The organism is Actinomadura sp. 7K534, assembly GCF_004348575.1.
Lineage (GTDB): Bacteria > Actinomycetota > Actinomycetes > Streptosporangiales > Streptosporangiaceae > Spirillospora > Spirillospora livida.
The window spans coordinates 1-16,494 of sequence record NZ_SMKB01000161.1 but is presented as its reverse complement, the minus strand read 5'-3'; the positions used below and the strand labels follow the sequence as shown (position 1 = coordinate 16,494).

Annotated in this window: 15 protein-coding genes; 7 read left to right on the top strand and 8 right to left on the bottom strand. The window is 73.7% G+C overall.

The features are described 5' to 3' along the window. The 3 genes from E1266_RS26015 to sucC all read right to left on the bottom strand — a co-directional run. Nucleotides 1–1,514: DUF6350 family protein (locus tag E1266_RS26015; RefSeq protein ID WP_207945922.1), on the bottom strand; the 1,514-nt coding region annotated here is incomplete at its 3' end. A gap of 177 nt (nucleotides 1,515–1,691) precedes the next feature. After that, a complete protein-coding gene (sucD, locus tag E1266_RS26010) occupies nucleotides 1,692–2,579 on the bottom strand; it encodes a succinate--CoA ligase subunit alpha (RefSeq protein WP_132051303.1) in 888 nt (295 codons plus the stop codon). 3 nt (nucleotides 2,580–2,582) lie between these two features. Next, complete coding sequence (gene sucC / locus E1266_RS26005; protein WP_132051301.1) at nucleotides 2,583–3,758, bottom strand: ADP-forming succinate--CoA ligase subunit beta; 1,176 nt, start codon at nucleotides 3,756–3,758, stop codon at nucleotides 2,583–2,585. A gap of 293 nt (nucleotides 3,759–4,051) precedes the next feature. On the opposite strand from sucC, the gene E1266_RS26000 reads away from it, so the two are divergent. Together E1266_RS26000 and erm are read left to right on the top strand one after the other, a co-directional pair. Further along, complete coding sequence (locus E1266_RS26000; protein ID WP_207945921.1) at nucleotides 4,052–5,647, top strand: glycoside hydrolase family 15; 1,596 nt, start codon at nucleotides 4,052–4,054, stop codon at nucleotides 5,645–5,647. Nucleotides 5,648–6,024: 377 nt separating this feature from the next. After that, nucleotides 6,025–6,789 (top strand): ErmE/ErmH/ErmO/ErmR family 23S rRNA (adenine(2058)-N(6))-methyltransferase, encoded by a 765-nt coding sequence (erm, locus tag E1266_RS25995; RefSeq protein WP_132051299.1) that lies wholly within the window; start codon nucleotides 6,025–6,027, stop codon nucleotides 6,787–6,789. 70 nt (nucleotides 6,790–6,859) lie between these two features. Here erm and pcrA read toward each other — a convergent pair whose 3' ends face one another. After that, nucleotides 6,860–9,163: a DNA helicase PcrA gene (gene pcrA / locus E1266_RS25990; protein WP_207945920.1), complete on the bottom strand. Its 2,304-nt coding sequence runs from the start codon at nucleotides 9,161–9,163 to the stop codon at nucleotides 6,860–6,862. 251 nt (nucleotides 9,164–9,414) lie between these two features. Between pcrA and E1266_RS25985 the strand changes: the two genes are divergently transcribed. Further along, complete coding sequence (locus E1266_RS25985) at nucleotides 9,415–10,860, top strand: hypothetical protein (RefSeq protein WP_132051297.1); 1,446 nt, start codon at nucleotides 9,415–9,417, stop codon at nucleotides 10,858–10,860. Between the two features lie 37 nt (nucleotides 10,861–10,897). Further along, on the top strand, nucleotides 10,898–11,206 hold the full coding sequence (locus tag E1266_RS25980; RefSeq protein WP_132051295.1) for a protealysin inhibitor emfourin: 309 nt from the start codon (nucleotides 10,898–10,900) through the stop codon (nucleotides 11,204–11,206). A 17-nt stretch (nucleotides 11,207–11,223) separates the two neighbouring features. On the opposite strand, the gene E1266_RS25975 is transcribed toward E1266_RS25980, so the two are convergent. From E1266_RS25975 to dhaK, 3 genes are read right to left on the bottom strand one after another with little or no spacing between them, the layout of a single operon-like run. Further along, the gene (locus tag E1266_RS25975) at nucleotides 11,224–11,610 is read right to left on the bottom strand and encodes a phosphoenolpyruvate--protein phosphotransferase (RefSeq protein WP_132051293.1); all 387 of its coding nucleotides are present in this window, start codon (nucleotides 11,608–11,610) and stop codon (nucleotides 11,224–11,226) included. 5 nt (nucleotides 11,611–11,615) lie between these two features. Further along, complete coding sequence (gene dhaL, locus E1266_RS25970) at nucleotides 11,616–12,257, bottom strand: dihydroxyacetone kinase subunit DhaL (protein WP_207945919.1); 642 nt, start codon at nucleotides 12,255–12,257, stop codon at nucleotides 11,616–11,618. Then, the gene (gene dhaK, locus E1266_RS25965) at nucleotides 12,254–13,249 is read right to left on the bottom strand and encodes a dihydroxyacetone kinase subunit DhaK (RefSeq protein WP_132051289.1); all 996 of its coding nucleotides are present in this window, start codon (nucleotides 13,247–13,249) and stop codon (nucleotides 12,254–12,256) included. The genes dhaL and dhaK overlap by 4 nt, the downstream gene beginning before the upstream one ends. 110 nt (nucleotides 13,250–13,359) lie before the next feature. Between dhaK and E1266_RS25960 the strand changes: the two genes are divergently transcribed. The 3 genes from E1266_RS25960 to E1266_RS25950 all read left to right on the top strand — a co-directional run bounded on the left by E1266_RS25960 (nucleotide 13,360) and on the right by E1266_RS25950 (nucleotide 15,686). Next, a complete protein-coding gene (locus tag E1266_RS25960) occupies nucleotides 13,360–14,325 on the top strand; it encodes a nucleoside hydrolase (protein WP_279436348.1) in 966 nt (321 codons plus the stop codon). Nucleotides 14,326–14,444: 119 nt separating this feature from the next. Then, nucleotides 14,445–15,128: a PIG-L deacetylase family protein gene (locus tag E1266_RS25955; protein ID WP_132051305.1), complete on the top strand. Its 684-nt coding sequence runs from the start codon at nucleotides 14,445–14,447 to the stop codon at nucleotides 15,126–15,128. Between the two features lie 102 nt (nucleotides 15,129–15,230). Continuing rightward, nucleotides 15,231–15,686 (top strand): SRPBCC family protein, encoded by a 456-nt coding sequence (locus E1266_RS25950; RefSeq protein ID WP_132051288.1) that lies wholly within the window; start codon nucleotides 15,231–15,233, stop codon nucleotides 15,684–15,686. A 55-nt stretch (nucleotides 15,687–15,741) separates the two neighbouring features. On the opposite strand, the gene E1266_RS25945 is transcribed toward E1266_RS25950, so the two are convergent. Beyond that, nucleotides 15,742–16,494 (bottom strand): DUF4190 domain-containing protein (locus E1266_RS25945; RefSeq protein WP_207945918.1); only part of this gene is annotated, 753 nt, incomplete at its 5' end.

Below are 16,494 nucleotides of genomic sequence, written 5' to 3'. Positions count from 1 at the left end.
GCCTCCTCGAACTCCAGCGGATCCGGCGCGAACGGCGCCCTGGGGGCGGGTGCGGACGTGCTCTCGTAGTCGCCCGGGACGGGCGCCGACAGGGGCATGGGCGCGGGGACCTCCCGCGAGCGCGGGCGCGGGCGCTTCCCCGGCCGTTCCCCGGCACGGCCCTCCGGACGTTCCGCGCGTTTCGCGGCCCTGGCCTCCGCGCGGGCGGGCCGGCGCAGGATCATCGAGTTCGCCGCCCACGCCGCGATCGCCGCGGAGATGCCGACCTCCAGCGCCGCCAGCAGCCCGACCTGCCACGCCGAGGGCCCCACCGTCGCCATCCGCCCGCCGCCGAGCGGGCCGCCCGACAGCGCGCTCAGCAGCGCCACCACGGCGCCGGTCAGCGCCCCGCACACGAACCCCCACATCGGCGCCCCCTCCGACACCGGGGCGGGCAGGGAGCGGATCGTGAGGACGCCGCCCACCGCGCCCGCGACGAACGGCGCCGCCAGCGCGAGCAGCGACACCGCGGGCGCCGGACCGGGATCGGGCAGCGCGGCGAGCGGCGGGAACGCCGGGACGGCGTCCAGGAACACCCCGGTCGGCGACACGCTCGTCCCGGCGCCGACGGAGAAGCCCGGCCCGACCGCGTACGCCACGCCCCAGATCACCGCGTTCGGCAGGAACGCCAGCTCCACCAGCAGGAGCAGGACGCCGCCGACGACACCGGGGGCGAGGAGGTCGTACAGGTGGTCGGCGTCCGGCATGTTCACGGCGAGCGACCCGCCGACGAGCAGCGCCCCCGAGGCGAGCAGCACCGACAGCGACCCCGCCACGCCGATCACCAGCGAGCGCGGCCGGTCCGGCAGCAGCCGCAGCAGCGCGCCGAGCCCGGAGCGGACCCGCTGCCCCCGCGCCTCCGCCGCGACCTGCGCGGCGACGACCGCGCGCGCGGCGCCCAGCCCGCCCGCGACGACCGCGACGAGGAACCCCGCGATGAGCGCCTGCCACGCCGACGGCCGCAGCTGCGGGGACGTCGCGGCCAGCGCGAGCAGCCCCGCCAGCCCCGCGTAGGGGCCGGCCAGCGCGAGCGCGACCTGCACGACCGCCTTCCGGGGCCGGTGCGGCAGCCCGGCCTCCCGGATCATCCACCCGCCGCCGCGGTACAGCAGCGCCCCGGGCAGGACGACGACGCCGAGCGGGAGCAGCCCCACCCGCCCCTGGTCGTAGGAGAAGCCCGCGTGGTGGGACACGAGCCAGAAGTTGACGGCCGACCGGAAGACCCCGGCGAGGCCGTCGCCGAGGGCGGTCTTGGGCGCGGCGATCCAGCCGATCAGCGTGACGGTGGTCAGCACGGCGAGCCCGATCCCGATGCACCACAGCGCCGCGACGAGCCCCGTCACGTACAGCGGTCTCGCGGCCGGGGGCGGCGGCGGGCCGTCCGGCCGGCGCGGCGCGGGGCCCCTCTCCGGACGCCGCGGCGGCCGTCCCGCCGCCTCGGGGGTGGCACGCCGTCCAGGGCTAGGTTCGCTCACCCGCTACATGCTGACACCACGGCACGGCCCGGGAGCCCCGCCGGGCCCGGCGTGTCGCCTTTGTCATCCCCCGCCGTCATCCCCCGCCGTCATCCTCGGCCGCACCGCCTGCCCCGTTGCGGGGGAAAGACGCGACGCCCGCCCCGGGCGGGGCGGGCGTCGCGTCTGTCGCTCGCGTCAGAGGTTCTGCATGATCTCCCGCATGAGGACGGCGGTCTCGCTCGGGGTCTTGCCCACCCGGACGCCCACCTTCTCCAGGGCCTCCTTCTTCGCCTCCGCGGTGCCGGACGAACCGGACACGATGGCGCCGGCGTGGCCCATCGTCTTGCCCTCGGGGGCGGTGAAGCCGGCGACGTAGCCGACGACCGGCTTGGTCACGTGCTGCTCGATGTAGGCGGCGGCGCGCTCCTCGGCGTCCCCGCCGATCTCGCCGATCATGACGATGGCGTCGGTGTCGGGATCGTCCTGGAACGCCTGGAGGGCGTCGATGTGGGTCGTCCCGATGACGGGGTCGCCGCCGATGCCGACGCAGGTGGAGAAGCCGACGTCGCGCAGCTCGTACATCATCTGGTAGGTCAGCGTGCCCGACTTCGACACCAGCCCGATGCGGCCGGGGGTGGTGATGTCGGCCGGGATGATGCCGGCGTTCGACTTGCCGGGCGAGGCGATCCCGGGGCAGTTCGGCCCGATGATGCGGGTCTTGCCGCCCTTCTTCTCGGCGTAGGCCCAGAAGTAGGCGGTGTCGTGGACGGGGATGCCCTCGGTGATGACGACGCAGAGGGGGATCTCGGCGTCGATCGCCTCGACGACGGCGTCCTTGGTGAACTTCGGCGGGACGAAGACGACCGACACGTCCGCGCCGGTCTGCTCCATCGCCTCCTTGACGGTGCCGAGGACCGGGAGCGTCGTGCCGTCGAAGTCGACGGTCTGCCCGGCCTTGCGGGCGTTCACGCCGCCGACGACCTGCGCGCCGGAGGCGAGCATCCGGCGGCCGTGCTTGGTGCCCTCGGAGCCCGTGATGCCCTGGATGATGATCTTGCTGTTCTCGGTGAGCCAGATGGCCATCGCTCATGCACCTGCCGCGAGTTCCGCGGCACGCCTGGCCGCGTCGTCCATGGTGTCGACCTGCTGTACGCCGTCCAGCGCCGCGTCGCTCAGGATCTTGCGCCCGAGGTCGGCGTTGTTGCCGTCCAGCCGGACGACCAGGGGGCGGTTGACGGCCTCGCCGCGCTCGGCGAGCAGCTGGTAGGCCGACACGATGCCGTTGGCGACGGCGTCGCACGCCGTGATGCCGCCGAAGACGTTCACGAACACCGACTTCACGTCGCCGTCCGACAGGACGATCTCCAGCCCGTTCGCCATCACCTCGGCGGACGCGCCGCCGCCGATGTCGAGGAAGTTCGCGGGCTTCTGGCCGCCGAACTCCTCACCGGCGTAGGCGACGACGTCCAGGGTGGACATGACCAGCCCCGCGCCGTTGCCGATGATGCCGACGCTGCCGTCGAGCTTGACGTAGTTGAGGTCCTTGGCCTTGGCCGCCGCCTCCAGCGGGTCGGCCGCGCTCTTGTCCTCGTACTTGTCGTGCTCCTGGCGGAAGGCCGCGTTGTCGTCCAGCGTGACCTTGCCGTCGAGGGCCTTCACCTCGCCGGCGGAGGTGAGGATCATCGGGTTCACCTCGACGAGGGAGGCGTCCTCGTCGGTGAACACGGCCCAGAGCCGCTCGATGATCTCGGCGGCGCCGTCGAGGGCCTCCTCGGGGAGCCTGCCCTGCTCGGCGATCTCGCGGGCCTTCGCGCGGTCCACGCCGTCCAGCGGCGAGATCTGCACCATCGCCAGCCGGTCGTGCGGCACCTCCTCGATCTCCACGCCGCCCTCGACGGAGCAGATGGAGAGGAAGGTGCGGTTGGCGCGGTCGAGCAGGAAGGAGAAGTAGTACTCCTGCGCGATCGCGCTCCCCTCCTCGACCAGGACCTTGTGGACCGTGTGGCCCTTGATGTCCATGCCGAGGATCCGGCCGGCGAGCGCTTGCGCCTCGTCCGCCGAGTCGGCCAGCTTCACGCCGCCGGCCTTGCCGCGGCCTCCGGTCTTCACCTGGGCCTTGACCACGACCTTCGAGCTGCCCGCGGCGAACAGCTCCGCCGCGATGGCCCGGGCTTCTTCAGGGGTATGGGCGACCTTGCCGGTGGGCACCGGTACCCCGTACTCGGCGAAGAGTTCCTTCGCCTGATGTTCGAACAGGTCCACGAGGCGTCCTTAAGAGGATCGACAGCCGAATGACCACGCGAGTGGGGGTTACACGGGACTCCGTGCGGCCGGCACTCTGCGGTCCGCTCCGTCGATGCAGCCTAGTCAACCCGGCTCCGTGGTGATGCCGCCGGGTCCGATTGTCCATGAGTGTCACCGAAACGAAGGTGTGCTCGTCCTCAGGGGCGGGCACGAGTGGCACGTGAGGAGGATGAACCGGTTGACGTAGTTTGATGTACTTATTCGGGCTTCGGTGATCAACGAGGGCGGCGATAGCGGCAGGGGGCGGACATATGGCGATGGCGGACGAACGGGACACCACCGTCGCGGCACCCGTCTCCGCCGATGCCGTCGCCGGGGCGACGGCGGTCAAGACTGTCCCGCCGCGCGTCCCCACCGAGTCCGCCCCCGATTCGCCGCTCCGCCGGGCCCCGTCGGGCCGGAGGCCGGGACGGCACAGGGGACGCCACAAGGGGACGCGCACCTTCCGGCGCACCGGCGCGCTCCTCCTCGTCGCGGCCCTCATCGCCACCGGCGGCGCCACCGCGCCGGAGCGCACCGAGCCCGGCTGGGCGAGCCCCGGGCTGATCGGCGGGGGCGGCTGGCCGTTCACCGGCGTCCCGCTGCCGCCCGAGCAGGCGGACGGGGCGTCCTACCTCCCCGACAGCTCCGCCGTCCGGCTCCCGGACGGGCGGATCCGGCTCATCCCGTCCGGCGGCGAGCGGCCCGTGACCGTCGAGGCGGACGACCCCAGGGTCCGGCACGCGATCCACTCCGACAGCGCATGGCTGTCGCAGGGCACCATCCCGACCGGCGGGCTCGACCCGGTCACCGGCACCGACCCCGGATACCGCGACATGGCGGCCCGCGCACTGCTCGACCTGCGGCTCCTCACCCGCCCGAACGGCGCGTCGCTCGCGTCGTGGTACTCCAAGTGGCGGTACGCCTGGCCCCGCGACTCCGCGTTCGCCGTCGCCGCCTTCACCGTGACCGGGCACCCGGCCGAGGCCCGCCGCGTCCTCGGCTTCCTCTCCCGCGTGCAGAACGACGACGGCATGTGGGCCGCGCGCTACCACGCCAACGGCACGGCCGTGACCGACGGCCGGGCGGCGCAGCTCGACTCGCTCGGCTGGGTCCTGTGGGCGACGTGGTTCCACCAGCGGCACCACCCGCCGGCGGACGGCGAGGTCCCCGACCTGTGGCCGATGGTCCGGCGCGCCGCCGACCACCTGGCGCTCTCCCTGGACGCCGAGGGGCTGCCGCCCGCCTCGTCCGACTACTGGGAGCGCGACCCCCGGCACGAGCAGGACCCGCGCCGGCCCACGCTCGGCGTCGTCGGGCCGGTGCTGGCGGGCCTGCGGTCCGCCGCGGACCTCGCCGAGCGCCGCGGCGAGGGCGGCAAGGCCGCCGAGTGGCGGCGCGCGGCGCGGCGCCTCTCCGCCGCGGTCGACCGGCAGTTCGCCCCGTACGGCTACCCGCGCTCCCCCGTCCCCGGCGGGCTGATGGACACCTCGGTGACGTTCATCGCGCCGCCGTTCGCGGCCGCCGACCCCGCCGTGACCAGTGCGGTCATCGACGCCGCCCGCAAGCAGGCGCTGCCGAACGGCGGCGTGCTGCCGGGCGAGCGCTGGTCGGGCTCCCCCGACGTCGCCTGGACGCCGGAGGTCGCCATGTTCGGCCTCACCGCCGCCGCGTCGGGCCGGACCGGCGACGCGCTCAGCCGGCTGAGCTGGCTGTCGGCGCACCGGACCTCGCTGGGCGTCCTGCCGGAGAAGGTCGGCCCGGCCGGCCGTCCCGCCGGGCCCGCTCCGCTGGGCTGGACGGCGGCGCTCGTCCTGCTGAGCCTCTCCGCGCTGGAGGACCCGCTCCCCGTCCCGCCCGCCGACTGACCCGCGCCCCTCTGGCGGAAAACCCTTTGCCGCGGCGGCGGAGCCCTGCCTAGGCTGCGTCTGTCGATCGGTCCCGTCGTCTGGAGGCGCCCCATGTGCGGAGCTGCGGCCTCCTGCTGCGCGGCGGTGACCCGCACCGGCCGTACCGGCCACCCGTACCCCGCGCCGTTCGCGGTGCGCCTGCGGCGTGGCCACGGTGCCCCGGCCGGCCGCCGCTGATCCGCGTACCGACGCGCGCTCTCTTCTCTCCTTCTCCTCTTTCGCGTCCCGGCCGGGGCCCGAGCCGAGTCCGAACGTTCCGTTCGGGCAGGCGACGGCCCTGTTCAGCGTGTGACGCGCGCCGCCGCCTGCCCGTCCCAGGGAAGGGACGCAGGCCCGTGGCCCGCACTCCGATCGACCGCGCCCGGCGCGAACTGTCACAGAACCTCCTGTCCGCCCGCGCGGCCCGCCGTTTCGCCGCGCACGCCGGCGGCCGCCTCGTCTGGGAGGTCGGCGCCGGCCGCGGCGCCGTCACCGCGGCGCTGGCTCCGCGCTGCCGCGAACTCGTCGCCTACGAGCTCGACCCCCGCCATGCCGCCGCGCTCCGCGCCCGCTTCCGCGAGGCCGGCAACGTGCGCGTCGTCGCCGGGGACTTCCTCGCCGCCCGGCCGCCCGCCGCGCCGTTCGCGGTGGTGGGGAACGTGCCGTTCGCCCGCACCTCCGACATCGTCGGCTGGTGCCTGGCCGCACCGTCGCTGACCACCGCCACACTGATCACCCAATGGGAGTACGCCCGCAAGCGGACCGGTGACTACGGCCGCTGGACGCGGCGCACGATCAGCACGTGGCCGGCCGTCGAGTGGCGGCTGCTCGGACGGGTGCCGCGGACGGAGTTCCGGCCCGTCCCGCGCGTGGACGGCGGAGTGCTCCGGCTGACCCGCCGCCCCGCTCCGCTGCTGCCCGCGGACCTCCTGGACGACTACGCGGCCATGGTCGACGCGGGCTTCGGCGGGAAGGGCGGCAGCCTGCACGCGTCGCTGCGCCCGTACGCGGCACGGCGCCGCCTGGACGCCGCGTTCCGCGAAGCCGCCCTCGACCGGACGGCGCTGGTCGGCGAGGTCACCCCCGAGCAGTGGCTGGCCCTGGCCCGCGTCCTGCTCTAGGCGGCCCGCCGGCCGGCACCGCCCGGACACCGCGGCGGGCCGGATCCACCGGCCCGCCGCGCCGTTCCGCTCAGAGTTTCTCGATGCTGGCGTAGCGGAGGACCAGCGTCCGCACGCCGTACTCGCCGCCGAAGTCGACGCTGGCCTTCTCGCCCTTGTCGTAGACGGAGACGACCGTGCCGAGGCCGAACGCGTCGTGGGTGACCTTGTCGCCCGGGGACAGCGCCGGGACGGGGCGGTTGCCCGCCGAGCGGACGCCCGGCCGCGCCGCCATCTGCGACATCGCCGACCCGGTCGCCGCGGACGCCTCGCGCTCCCACTCGATGAGCGGTTTCGGCACCTCGCCGAGGAAGCGGGACGGCGGGTTGACCTGCGGGGCGCCCCACGAGCTGCGCATCGTGGCGCGCGAGAGGTAGAGCCGCTGCCGGGCGCGGGTGATGCCGACGTAGGCGAGGCGCCGCTCCTCTTCGAGCTCCTTCGGGTTGCTCATGGCGCGCAGGTGCGGGAAGACGCCGTCCTCCATGCCGGTGAGGAACACGACGGGGAATTCGAGGCCCTTCGCGGTGTGCAGCGTCATGAGCGTGACGACGCCGTCGTCGGTCTGCTCGGGCTGCTCGCCCGGCGGGACGGGGGCGCCCTTGGCGCCGCCCGGGATGGAGTCGGCGTCGGCGACCAGCGCCACCTGTTCGAGGAACTCGGGCAGGCGGCCCTCTGCCGGCTCGCCGTCGAGCCGCTCCTCGAACTCGCGGGCGACGGCCTCCAGCTCGTACAGGTTCTCGACGCGGGTCTCGTCCTGCGGGTCCTTGGACGCCTGGAGCTCGGCGAGGTAGCCGCTGGCCTTCAGCACCTCGCTGACCAGGTCGGCGGGGGTGAGCGTCTCGGCGGCGGCGCCCAGCTCGTCCAGCAGGGCGACGAAGTCGCGGACGGCCTTGGTCGAGCGGGTCGCCATGCCGGGGACGTCCTCCGGCACCCGGAGGGCCTGCCAGAACGAGATGCGCTCGCGGGACGCGTACGCCTCGACGCACGCCTCGGCGCGGTCGCCGATGCCGCGCTTCGGGACGTTCAGGATGCGGCGCAGGGAGACGGTGTCCTCGGGGTTGGCGAGGCAGCGCAGGTACGCGAGCAGGTCGCGGATCTCCTTGCGCTCGTAGAAGCGGACGCCGCCGACGACCTTGTAGGGCAGGCCGACGCGGATGAACACCTCTTCGAAGACGCGGGACTGGGCGTTGGTGCGGTAGAAGACGGCGACGTCGCCGGGGCGGGCCGCGTTCTCGTCGGTGAGCCGGTCGACCTCGCGGGCGACGAACGCGGCCTCGTCGTGCTCGTTGTCGGCCACGTAGCCGGTGATCTTGTGGCCCTCGCCCTGGTCGGACCAGAGCTTCTTCGGCTTGCGGTCGGCGTTGCGCTCGATGACCGCGTTGGCCGCCGACAGGATCGTCTGCGTGGAGCGGTAGTTCTGCTCCAGCAGGATCGTGGTGGCGTCCGGGTAGTCGCGTTCGAACTCCAGGATGTTGCGGATCGTCGCGCCGCGGAACGCGTAGATCGACTGGTCGGCGTCCCCGACGACGCACAGCTCGGCCGCGCCGATCCCCTCGACGTGCTCCTCCTGGGGGGACGACCCCCCAGACCCCCCGGGAACCGCGATGGGAGCGGTCAGCTCCCTGACCAGCTCGTACTGCGCGTGGTTGGTGTCCTGGTACTCGTCCACGAGGACGTGCCGGAACCGGCGCCGGTAGTGCTCGGCGGCCTCCGGGAACACCTGCAGCAGGTTGACCGTCATCATGATCAGGTCGTCGAAGTCCATGGCGCCGGCCTGCTGGAGCCGCGCCTGGTACATCTCGTACGCCTCGGCGAGCGTCTGCTCCATGTGGGTGGACGCCCGGTTCTTGAACGTCTCGTAGTCGATCAGCTCGTTCTTCAGGTTGGACACCTGGGCGCTGAACGACTTCGGCGGGTAGCGCTTCGGGTCGAGGTCGAGCTCGCGGCACACGAGCGCCATGAGCCGGTTCGCGTCGGCCTGGTCGTAGATCGAGAAGCTCGTGGGGAAGCCGAGCCGCTTGGCCTCGCGGCGCAGGATCCGGACGCACGCGGAGTGGAACGTCATCACCCACATGGCGCGCGAGCGGGGCCCGACGAGCGCGTCGACGCGCTCCTTCATCTCGGCCGCGGCCTTGTTGGTGAACGTGATCGCCAGGATCTGGCCGGGGTGCACGTCCCGCTCGCCCAGCAGGTGGGCCACGCGGTGGGTGAGGACCCGGGTCTTGCCCGATCCGGCGCCCGCGACGATCAGCAGGGGGCCGCCGGAGTGCACGACGGCGGCGCGCTGCTGCTCGTTGAGGCCGTCGAGCAGGGGGTGAGCTTCGGTCTTCGACATCACGTGCGAGTCTACGGCGCCGCGGCGACGTTTTCGGCGCGTCCCGCCCGGTCCGGCGGGCTGCGGCGCGTCCCGGGCGGGCTGCGGACGGCAGCATGTGGCCAGACGCCCTCCCCATCGGACCATCCCGCTTGACTCGATCTCCTGACCGGCGGAGCGTTTCCACTGGAAGGACGGGCTCTCCCCGCGTGCCCGGTCAGCAGGAGCGCAGGGGTCATCCGGACCCGCGCCTGTCAGGGGAGGTGGCGTCGATGACGATCCACCGGCAAGAGATCCGATCGCAGCGGGAGACCCGGGTGCAGGTCCCCGCGCCGAGGCCGGGGACGGAGCCGCAGGCCGCGGCACCGCCCGCGCAGTCCGCGGCCCGCCCGGTGCCGATTCCGGCACCGCCGCGGACGGGGCACCGCGTACTCGTGTACAAGCAGGACCCGTCGGTCACCGAACTGGGCGCCCGGCTCGCCTTCCTCCCGTTCGTCGTGCTGAACGGCCCGGCGGACGCGCGGGTGCGGATCGAGCTTCCGGGCGTCACGCCGGTCGCGCGCAACGTCAGCGGCGACTTCGTGTTCGACGCCGGCACCCCGGAGTTCGACTGCGCGCACACGTTCGCCGTCGTCCGGCAGGCGATGGCGATGTTCGAGCGGCACAACGGCGGCGAGCCGATCCCGTTCGCGTGGAACACCGACGGCAACACCGAACCCATCACGGTGTTCCCGCACGCCGCCACGGGCGCGAACGCGTTCTACAGCCGGACGGCCCAGGCCCTCAAGTTCCTGTTCTTCACCCCGCAAGGAGCGTCGGCGGAGACCGTCGTCCACACGTGCCGTTCGTTCGACATCGTCGCGCACGAGACCGGGCACGCGCTGCTGGACGGCCTGAAGCCCGGCTGGCTGTCGGCGGGCAACCCGCCGCAGACCGGCGGCCTGCACGAGTCGTTCGGCGACCTGACGGCGATCTTCCTGGCCCTCGCCCAGCCCGACCAGGCGGACGCGCTCGTGGCGCTCACCAAGGGGAACCTGCACGACAAGTCGTTCCTGGCGGACCTCGCCGAGGAGTTCGGAAAGGCGCTCGGAATGCCCGCGGGGCTGCGCAACGCCGACAACGACCTGAAGCTGAGCGAGGTCGGCAACGAGGTCCACGCGATCTCGCAGGTGTTCACCGGCGCGGTCTACGACGTGCTGGCGGACGTCTACGCGTTCGAGATGAACCGGCAGCGGCGCACCAAGGACCCGGCGCTCGTGCTGATCGAGGTCGCGTCCGCGCTGTGCGGGCTGGTGTTCGAGGCGATCGTCGCGTCCCCGGCCAGGGGCGCGCGGTACGCGGACGTCGCGAACGAGATGCTGCGGATCTCCGCGGACCGCGGGAACCCCGCGATCTACCGCACGTTCATCCGGAACCGGTTCGCGGTCCGCGAGATCACGACCGCCGTGACGCCGCTGGACGATCTGATGAGCGGCCAGATGCGGATGGCGGACGCCGCTTACACCGGGAACGGCCAGGACGCCACCGAGGTCGAGCCGTTCGACGAGCGGTCGGCGAGCCTGCGGGCCGAGCAGGACCGGTCGCGCTGCTGCGGCACGATGCAGATGCCCGAGTACGAGCTCGTCGCCCCGGAAAGGCTGGCCGAGCGGGGCGCGCTGGAGGACGATGACATCCTCCGGGAGGACATCGAAGCCCTGCGCCGCGCCTTCGGCAAGTAGTCCCGGGCACGGGTGCGCGGCGGGGAAGGCGGACGCCATGCGGGTGAAGGTCGAGAGCACCGGCGGGTTCACCGGCCGGGAGGCCGTCGTCGCGCTCTACGACACCGCCGCGCTCCCGTCCGGGACGGCCGGCCGCATCCGGGACGCCGTGCAGGCCCTCGACGCGGCGCAGGCGCGCGGTGACCAGGGGGAGGTCGGCGCCGACCTCCCCGCCTACCGGATCACCGTGTCGGAGGATTCCGGGGTCCGCGAGGAAACGCGCGTCTACGAGGTGCGCGGGGATCCGACGACCGACGACGGGTCGCCGGCCCTCCGCACGCTCCTCGCGGGCCCCGACGCGACCTGAGCCCTGAGCGGGGCGGGCTACCGGGTCTTGCGGTGGTCGTAGGCCGACTCGGCCGCGGCGTGCACGGCGGCGAGGTCGGCGCCCGTCGCGGCCATGGACGCCGCGGCGACCGCGCCCTCCACCAGCGGCGCGTCCGCGAGCAGGATGCCGCCTCCCGGGGCGTCCTCGATGACCATCTTGGCGGTGAGGACGGAGCTGCCGAGGTCGGCGAGCAGCAGCACGCCGTCGCCGTCGTCCGCCGTCGCGACCGCGCCCTCGACCAGGTCGACGCTCGTCCCGAGCCCGCCTTCGAGGTCCCCTCCGGCGGGTTCCACGACGGCCTTTCCGACCCCCATCGCCCGCGCCACCTCGACGACGCCCTCCGCGAGCGCCCGGCTGTGCGATATCACCACGATCCCGACCATGCGCCTCACCCTCCCTGTGCCACGACGTCCGCCAAGGCTCCCAGCACGAGCGCGGTGGACGCCGCCCCCGGGTCAAGGTGGCCGGTGCTGCGCGGCCCCAGGTAGCTGGCCCGTCCCTTGCGCGCCTGCATCGGGACGGTCGCCTCCGCGCCCTCGCCCGCCGCGCCGGCCGCGGCCCGTGCGCAGCCGGCGAGGTCGGAGCCGTCCGCGAGCGCCGCCTCGTAGGCCGCGACGGCGGGGGCGAGCGCGTCGACCATCGTCTTGTCGCCCTCGTTCGCCTTCCCGAGTTCCCGGACGCCGTCCAGCGCGGCGCGGAGCGCGGCCCCGAGCGCGGCGGCGTCCACGTCGGCGGTGTCGCCGAGGGCCTTGCCCGCGCGGCGCAGCGCCGTCCCGTAGAGGGGGCCGGACGCGCCGCCGGTCTTGGACACGATCGCGCGCCCGGCGATCATCAGCACCTTCCCGGGCGGGGCGTCCTCGGGGAGCGACCCGCCGGAGACGGCGTCGGTGGCGGCGCGGAAGCCGCGGTCCATGTTGTGGCCGTGGTCGCCGTCGCCGATGGCCGCGTCCAGCCGGGTGAGCCGGTCGGCGTCGGCGGCGACCAACTCCGCGGCGCGCCGGATCCAGGCCGTGAAGTCGTCCGCGTTCACCGGCCCCACCGCAGCCCGGGCGTCTCGACGGGGGCGTCCCACAGCCGGGTCAGCTCCGGCGTCGTCCGGCAGACGCTGATCATGCAGCCGGCCATCTCCAGGCTCGTGACGTACGGGCCGACGAGGGGGCGGGCGACGGCCGCGCCGTGCCCGTCCAGCCACCGCGCGACCTCCGCGTACGCGACGTACTGCTCGATCAGCGGGGTGCCGCCCATGCCGTTCACCAGCACCAGCACCTCCGACCCGGCCAGCGGCATGTCGGCGTCGATGGCGCTCAGCGACGCGTCCACGATCTCCGCCGCGGTGCCGGCCTTGACGCGCTCGCGGCCGGGCTCGCCGTGGATGCCGATGCCGAGCTCCATCTCGTCCTCGCCCAGTTCGAACGTCGGCGTCCCGGCCGCCGGGACCGTGCACGACGACAGCGCGACCCCGAACGACCGGCTGCGCTCGTTGACCTCGCGCGCCACCGCCGCGACCGCGTCGACAGGGGCGCCTTCTTCGGCGAGCGCCCCGGCGATCTTCTCGGCGAACAGCGTGGCGCCGGTGCCGCGCCGCCCGGCCGTGAACGTGCTGTCCTCGACGGCGACGTCGTCGTCGAGGAGGACGGAGGTGACCTCGATGTCCTCGTCCTCGGCCAGCTCGGCGGCCAGCTGGAAGTTCATCACGTCGCCCGTATAGTTTTTCACCAGGTGGACGACGCCGGCGCCGCCGTTCACCGCCATCGTCGCGGCGATGATCTGGTCCGGCACCGGGGAGGTGAAGACCTCGCCGCAGCAGGCCGCGTCGAGCATCCCGGGGCCGACGAACCCGGCGTGCAGCGGCTCGTGGCCGGAACCGCCGCCGGACACCAGGGCGACCTTCCCGGCGCGGGGAGCGTCCGCCCGCACGACCGTCCCGTTCTCCGGGTCGACCCGCAGCGAGGGGTGCGCGGCGGCCATGCCGCGCAGCGCGTCGGAGACCACGTCCGCCGGGGCGTTGATGAGTTTGCGCATGTCTCAGCTCTACCCCGGTGCGGGCCCGCGTCCCAGGCCCAATCGCCGGTCGCCGCGGCGGGGCCGATACCGGGGTGCCTCCGCGCTGCAGCGGCGCTAGGTTGCGACCCGTGACCCGAACGCGAACGATCTTCTACGACTGCGACACCGGCATCGACGACGCGATGACCCTGCTCTATCTGGCGTCCCGCATCCGGGCGGGTGAGGCGGACCTGGCCGGGGTCGGCACCGTCCACGGCAACATCGATCCGCTGACCGGGGCGCTGAACACGCTGCGCGTGCTGGAGCTGGCGGGGATCAAGGCGGGCGAGGAGGGCGTGCCGGTCGCGGTCGGCGCCGCCCGGCCGATGGCGCAGGACGTCCACCACGCGCTGGACTGGCACGGCACGGACGGCCTGGGCGACACGCACCTGCCCGAACCGGCGGGACGGCCAGCCGCCGAGCCCGCCGCCGCGCTGCTCGTCCGGCTGGCCCGCGCGAGGCCCGGCGAGCTGACCGTGCTCGCGACGGGCCCGCTGACCAACCTCGGCGCGGCGCTGCTGCTCGACCCGGAGCTGCCCTCGCTGGTCCGGGAGGTCGTCGTCATGGGCGGCGCGTTCGACCACCCGGGCAACATCACCACGCACGCCGAGGCGAACATCTGGCACGACCCCGAGGCCGCCGACCTGGTGTTCGCGGCGGACTGGCCGGTCGTGCTGGTCCCGCTGGACGCCACCCACCCGACCGCCGTCCACGGCGACTGGCTCGACCGGCTCGCGGCGCACGACACGGCGGCGGCCCGGTTCGCGGTCCGGGTCCTGTCGTTCTACGTCGACGCCTACACGCCGGTGCTGCGGCAGCGGGGCGCGGTCGTCCACGACGCGCTCGCGGCGATGCTCATGCTGGAACCGGAGCTCGGTGAGTACACCCAGCGGGCGGTGCGGGTGGAGCTGCGCGGCGAGCTGACGCGCGGGACGACGGTGTGGGACGCCCGGTCGCTGCCCGCCGAGGACACCCGCCGCCCGGTCCGCGTCGCCGTCGGCAGCGACGTCGCGGCGTTCCACGAACGGCTCCTGGCGGCCCTCACGTCGCTGTGACCGGCGGCCCCGGGCCGGTTCCGGGGCTCCGGCGTGCCGATGCCCCGCCCGCAGACTTTATTGTTGAAACTGTGATCAACACCTTGGACGACGAATCGGTGCAGCGGATCCTGGTCGTGATGGCGCATCCCGACGACGTCGACTTCGGCGCGGCGGGGACGGTGGCGGGCTGGACGGACCGCGGGACCGAGGTCGTCTACCTCATGGTCACCGACGGCGACGCCGGCGGGTTCGACGACGGCATCACGCGCGCGGAGATGGCCGCGCTGCGCCGCGAGGAGCAGATCGCCGCCGCCAAGTGCGTCGGCGTGAGCGACGTCCGGTGGCTCGGCTACCCCGACGGCAGGGTCGAGGCGACGCTGGACCTGCGCCGCGACATCGCCCGGGTGATCAGGCAGGTGCGGCCGGACCGGGTGCTGATGCCGAGCCCCGAGCGCAACTACGAGCGGATCTACCCGAGCCACCCCGACCACCGCGCGGTCGGCGCGGCCGCGCTCGACGCCGTCTACCCCGACGCGCGCAACCCGTACGCGTTCCCGGAGCTGCTGGCCGACGAGGGGCTCGACGCCTGGACGGCGCGCGAGGTGTGGCTCACCGGCGGCCCGGTAGCGAACCACTACGTCGACATCACCGACCGGTTCGACCGGAAGCTGAACGCGCTGCGGGCCCACGCCAGCCAGACCGCGCACATGGGCGACGGGCTGCCGGACATGCTGCGCGGCTGGCTGTCGGCCAACGCCGCGGCGGCCGGCCTGCCCGAGGGCCGGCTCGCCGAGTCGTTCCAGGTCATCGACACCGCCTGAACCGGGCCCGGTATCGTCACGTTCTAAAATCAATCCCTCACAAGCCGTAATCGGCGTGAGATCGGGCATGAGGCCCCATGCGACGGACTCGGGGGGTGTGTCATGCCGCAAGAGATCGAAGCGACCGCCACGTCCAGGGCCGCGGCCGAGGTGATCTTCAAGCATCTGGCCGTGGCCGAGGCATGGGCCGAGTGGGGCGGGTTCTGGACCCGCGGCAGCCGGCAGACGGCGGGCGACGACCATCCGAACGGGATCGGCGCCGTCCGGCGCGTCCCGCCCTGGCGCGAGGAAGTGGTCGCCTGGGACCCGCCCAAGCACTACGGCTACATCGCGCTGTCGGGACCACCACCACGCCGCCTCCGCGTGGACATCACGCTCGAACCGCACTACACGGGCACCCTCATCCGCTGGCACGGCACATTCGACGCCTTCCCGGGCACCGGACCGCTCCTGCGGTCGATGCTGCGCCGCCGGTTCAGCACGTACGCGCAGCGAGTGGCGTGGCATTCCGAACACTGCGAACCCGGCTGCCCCGCCCGCCTCCCAGGCGCGATCTGACGCCCGGCACCTCAACGAGGCGGACGGTGGGCCGACCGTCCGACGGACCGGACCGTCAGGGGCGGATCGGCCGGGTCAACTTGGTGCCCTCGTCGGCGGCGACGGCGAGGCAGACCACGTGGCGGTCGCCCCGCCGCCATGAGTCGGCCGAGGGGTAGTAGGAGAACATGTCGAGCGAACCGGCCGCCGGGTCGCGGCGAAACCTGCTCAGCATCCGCTCCTTGCAGCCGTCCGAGACGAGCGCGAACAACTGCCGCTCGTCCGGCTTGACAGAGCCGGGCAACTGGAAGACGGCCAGCGCCTCACCGTCATGCGGTCCGTCGCACGGGACGATCTCGACGCGCTTGACCATGGCCTGTTCCCCGTCCGCGGCGTTGGGGACGCCCTTGTCGTCGTTGACGCAGTCGCCGACTTTGATCTTCTTGACGTCCACCCCCTCCGCCTCACGGGACGTGCCGTTCGAGCCACTGGCGTTGTCCGACGAGAGAAAGGAAGTACCTTCCAGCGCGAGACCGGCCGCGATGAACACCAGCCACAGGCACGACATGACGATGCCGCCGATCGCGAAGCCGCGGCCCTTCTCGCCGGTTCGCGCGATCTGGCGGAGGGCGACGATCCCGAGGATCACGCCGAGGAGACCGCCGAAGCACCCGAACATGAAGGCGACCTTGGACAGCGTGTTGCTGAACTGGCCCTGGGGCGGGGGACCGTAACCGGGGCCTACCGGCGGCTGCGGGCCGTGACCCGGATGGCCGGGCATCGGCGGCCAGGCGTGGCCGGGGCCGCCTCCTGCGGGCGGGGACGGGGG

Coding starts and splice junctions, on each gene's coding strand:
- sucD (WP_132051303.1), bottom strand. CDS start 2,579: ATGGCCATCTGGCTCACCGAGAACAGCAAGATCATCATCCAGGGCATC.
- E1266_RS26000 (WP_207945921.1), top strand. CDS start 4,052: ATGGCGATGGCGGACGAACGGGACACCACCGTCGCGGCACCCGTCTCC.
- pcrA (WP_207945920.1), bottom strand. CDS start 9,163: ATGTCGAAGACCGAAGCTCACCCCCTGCTCGACGGCCTCAACGAGCAG.
- E1266_RS25985 (WP_132051297.1), top strand. CDS start 9,415: ATGACGATCCACCGGCAAGAGATCCGATCGCAGCGGGAGACCCGGGTG.
- E1266_RS25980 (WP_132051295.1), top strand. CDS start 10,898: ATGCGGGTGAAGGTCGAGAGCACCGGCGGGTTCACCGGCCGGGAGGCC.
- E1266_RS25975 (WP_132051293.1), bottom strand. CDS start 11,610: ATGGTCGGGATCGTGGTGATATCGCACAGCCGGGCGCTCGCGGAGGGC.
- dhaK (WP_132051289.1), bottom strand. CDS start 13,249: ATGCGCAAACTCATCAACGCCCCGGCGGACGTGGTCTCCGACGCGCTG.
- E1266_RS25955 (WP_132051305.1), top strand. CDS start 14,445: ATGGCGCATCCCGACGACGTCGACTTCGGCGCGGCGGGGACGGTGGCG.
- E1266_RS25950 (WP_132051288.1), top strand. CDS start 15,231: ATGCCGCAAGAGATCGAAGCGACCGCCACGTCCAGGGCCGCGGCCGAG.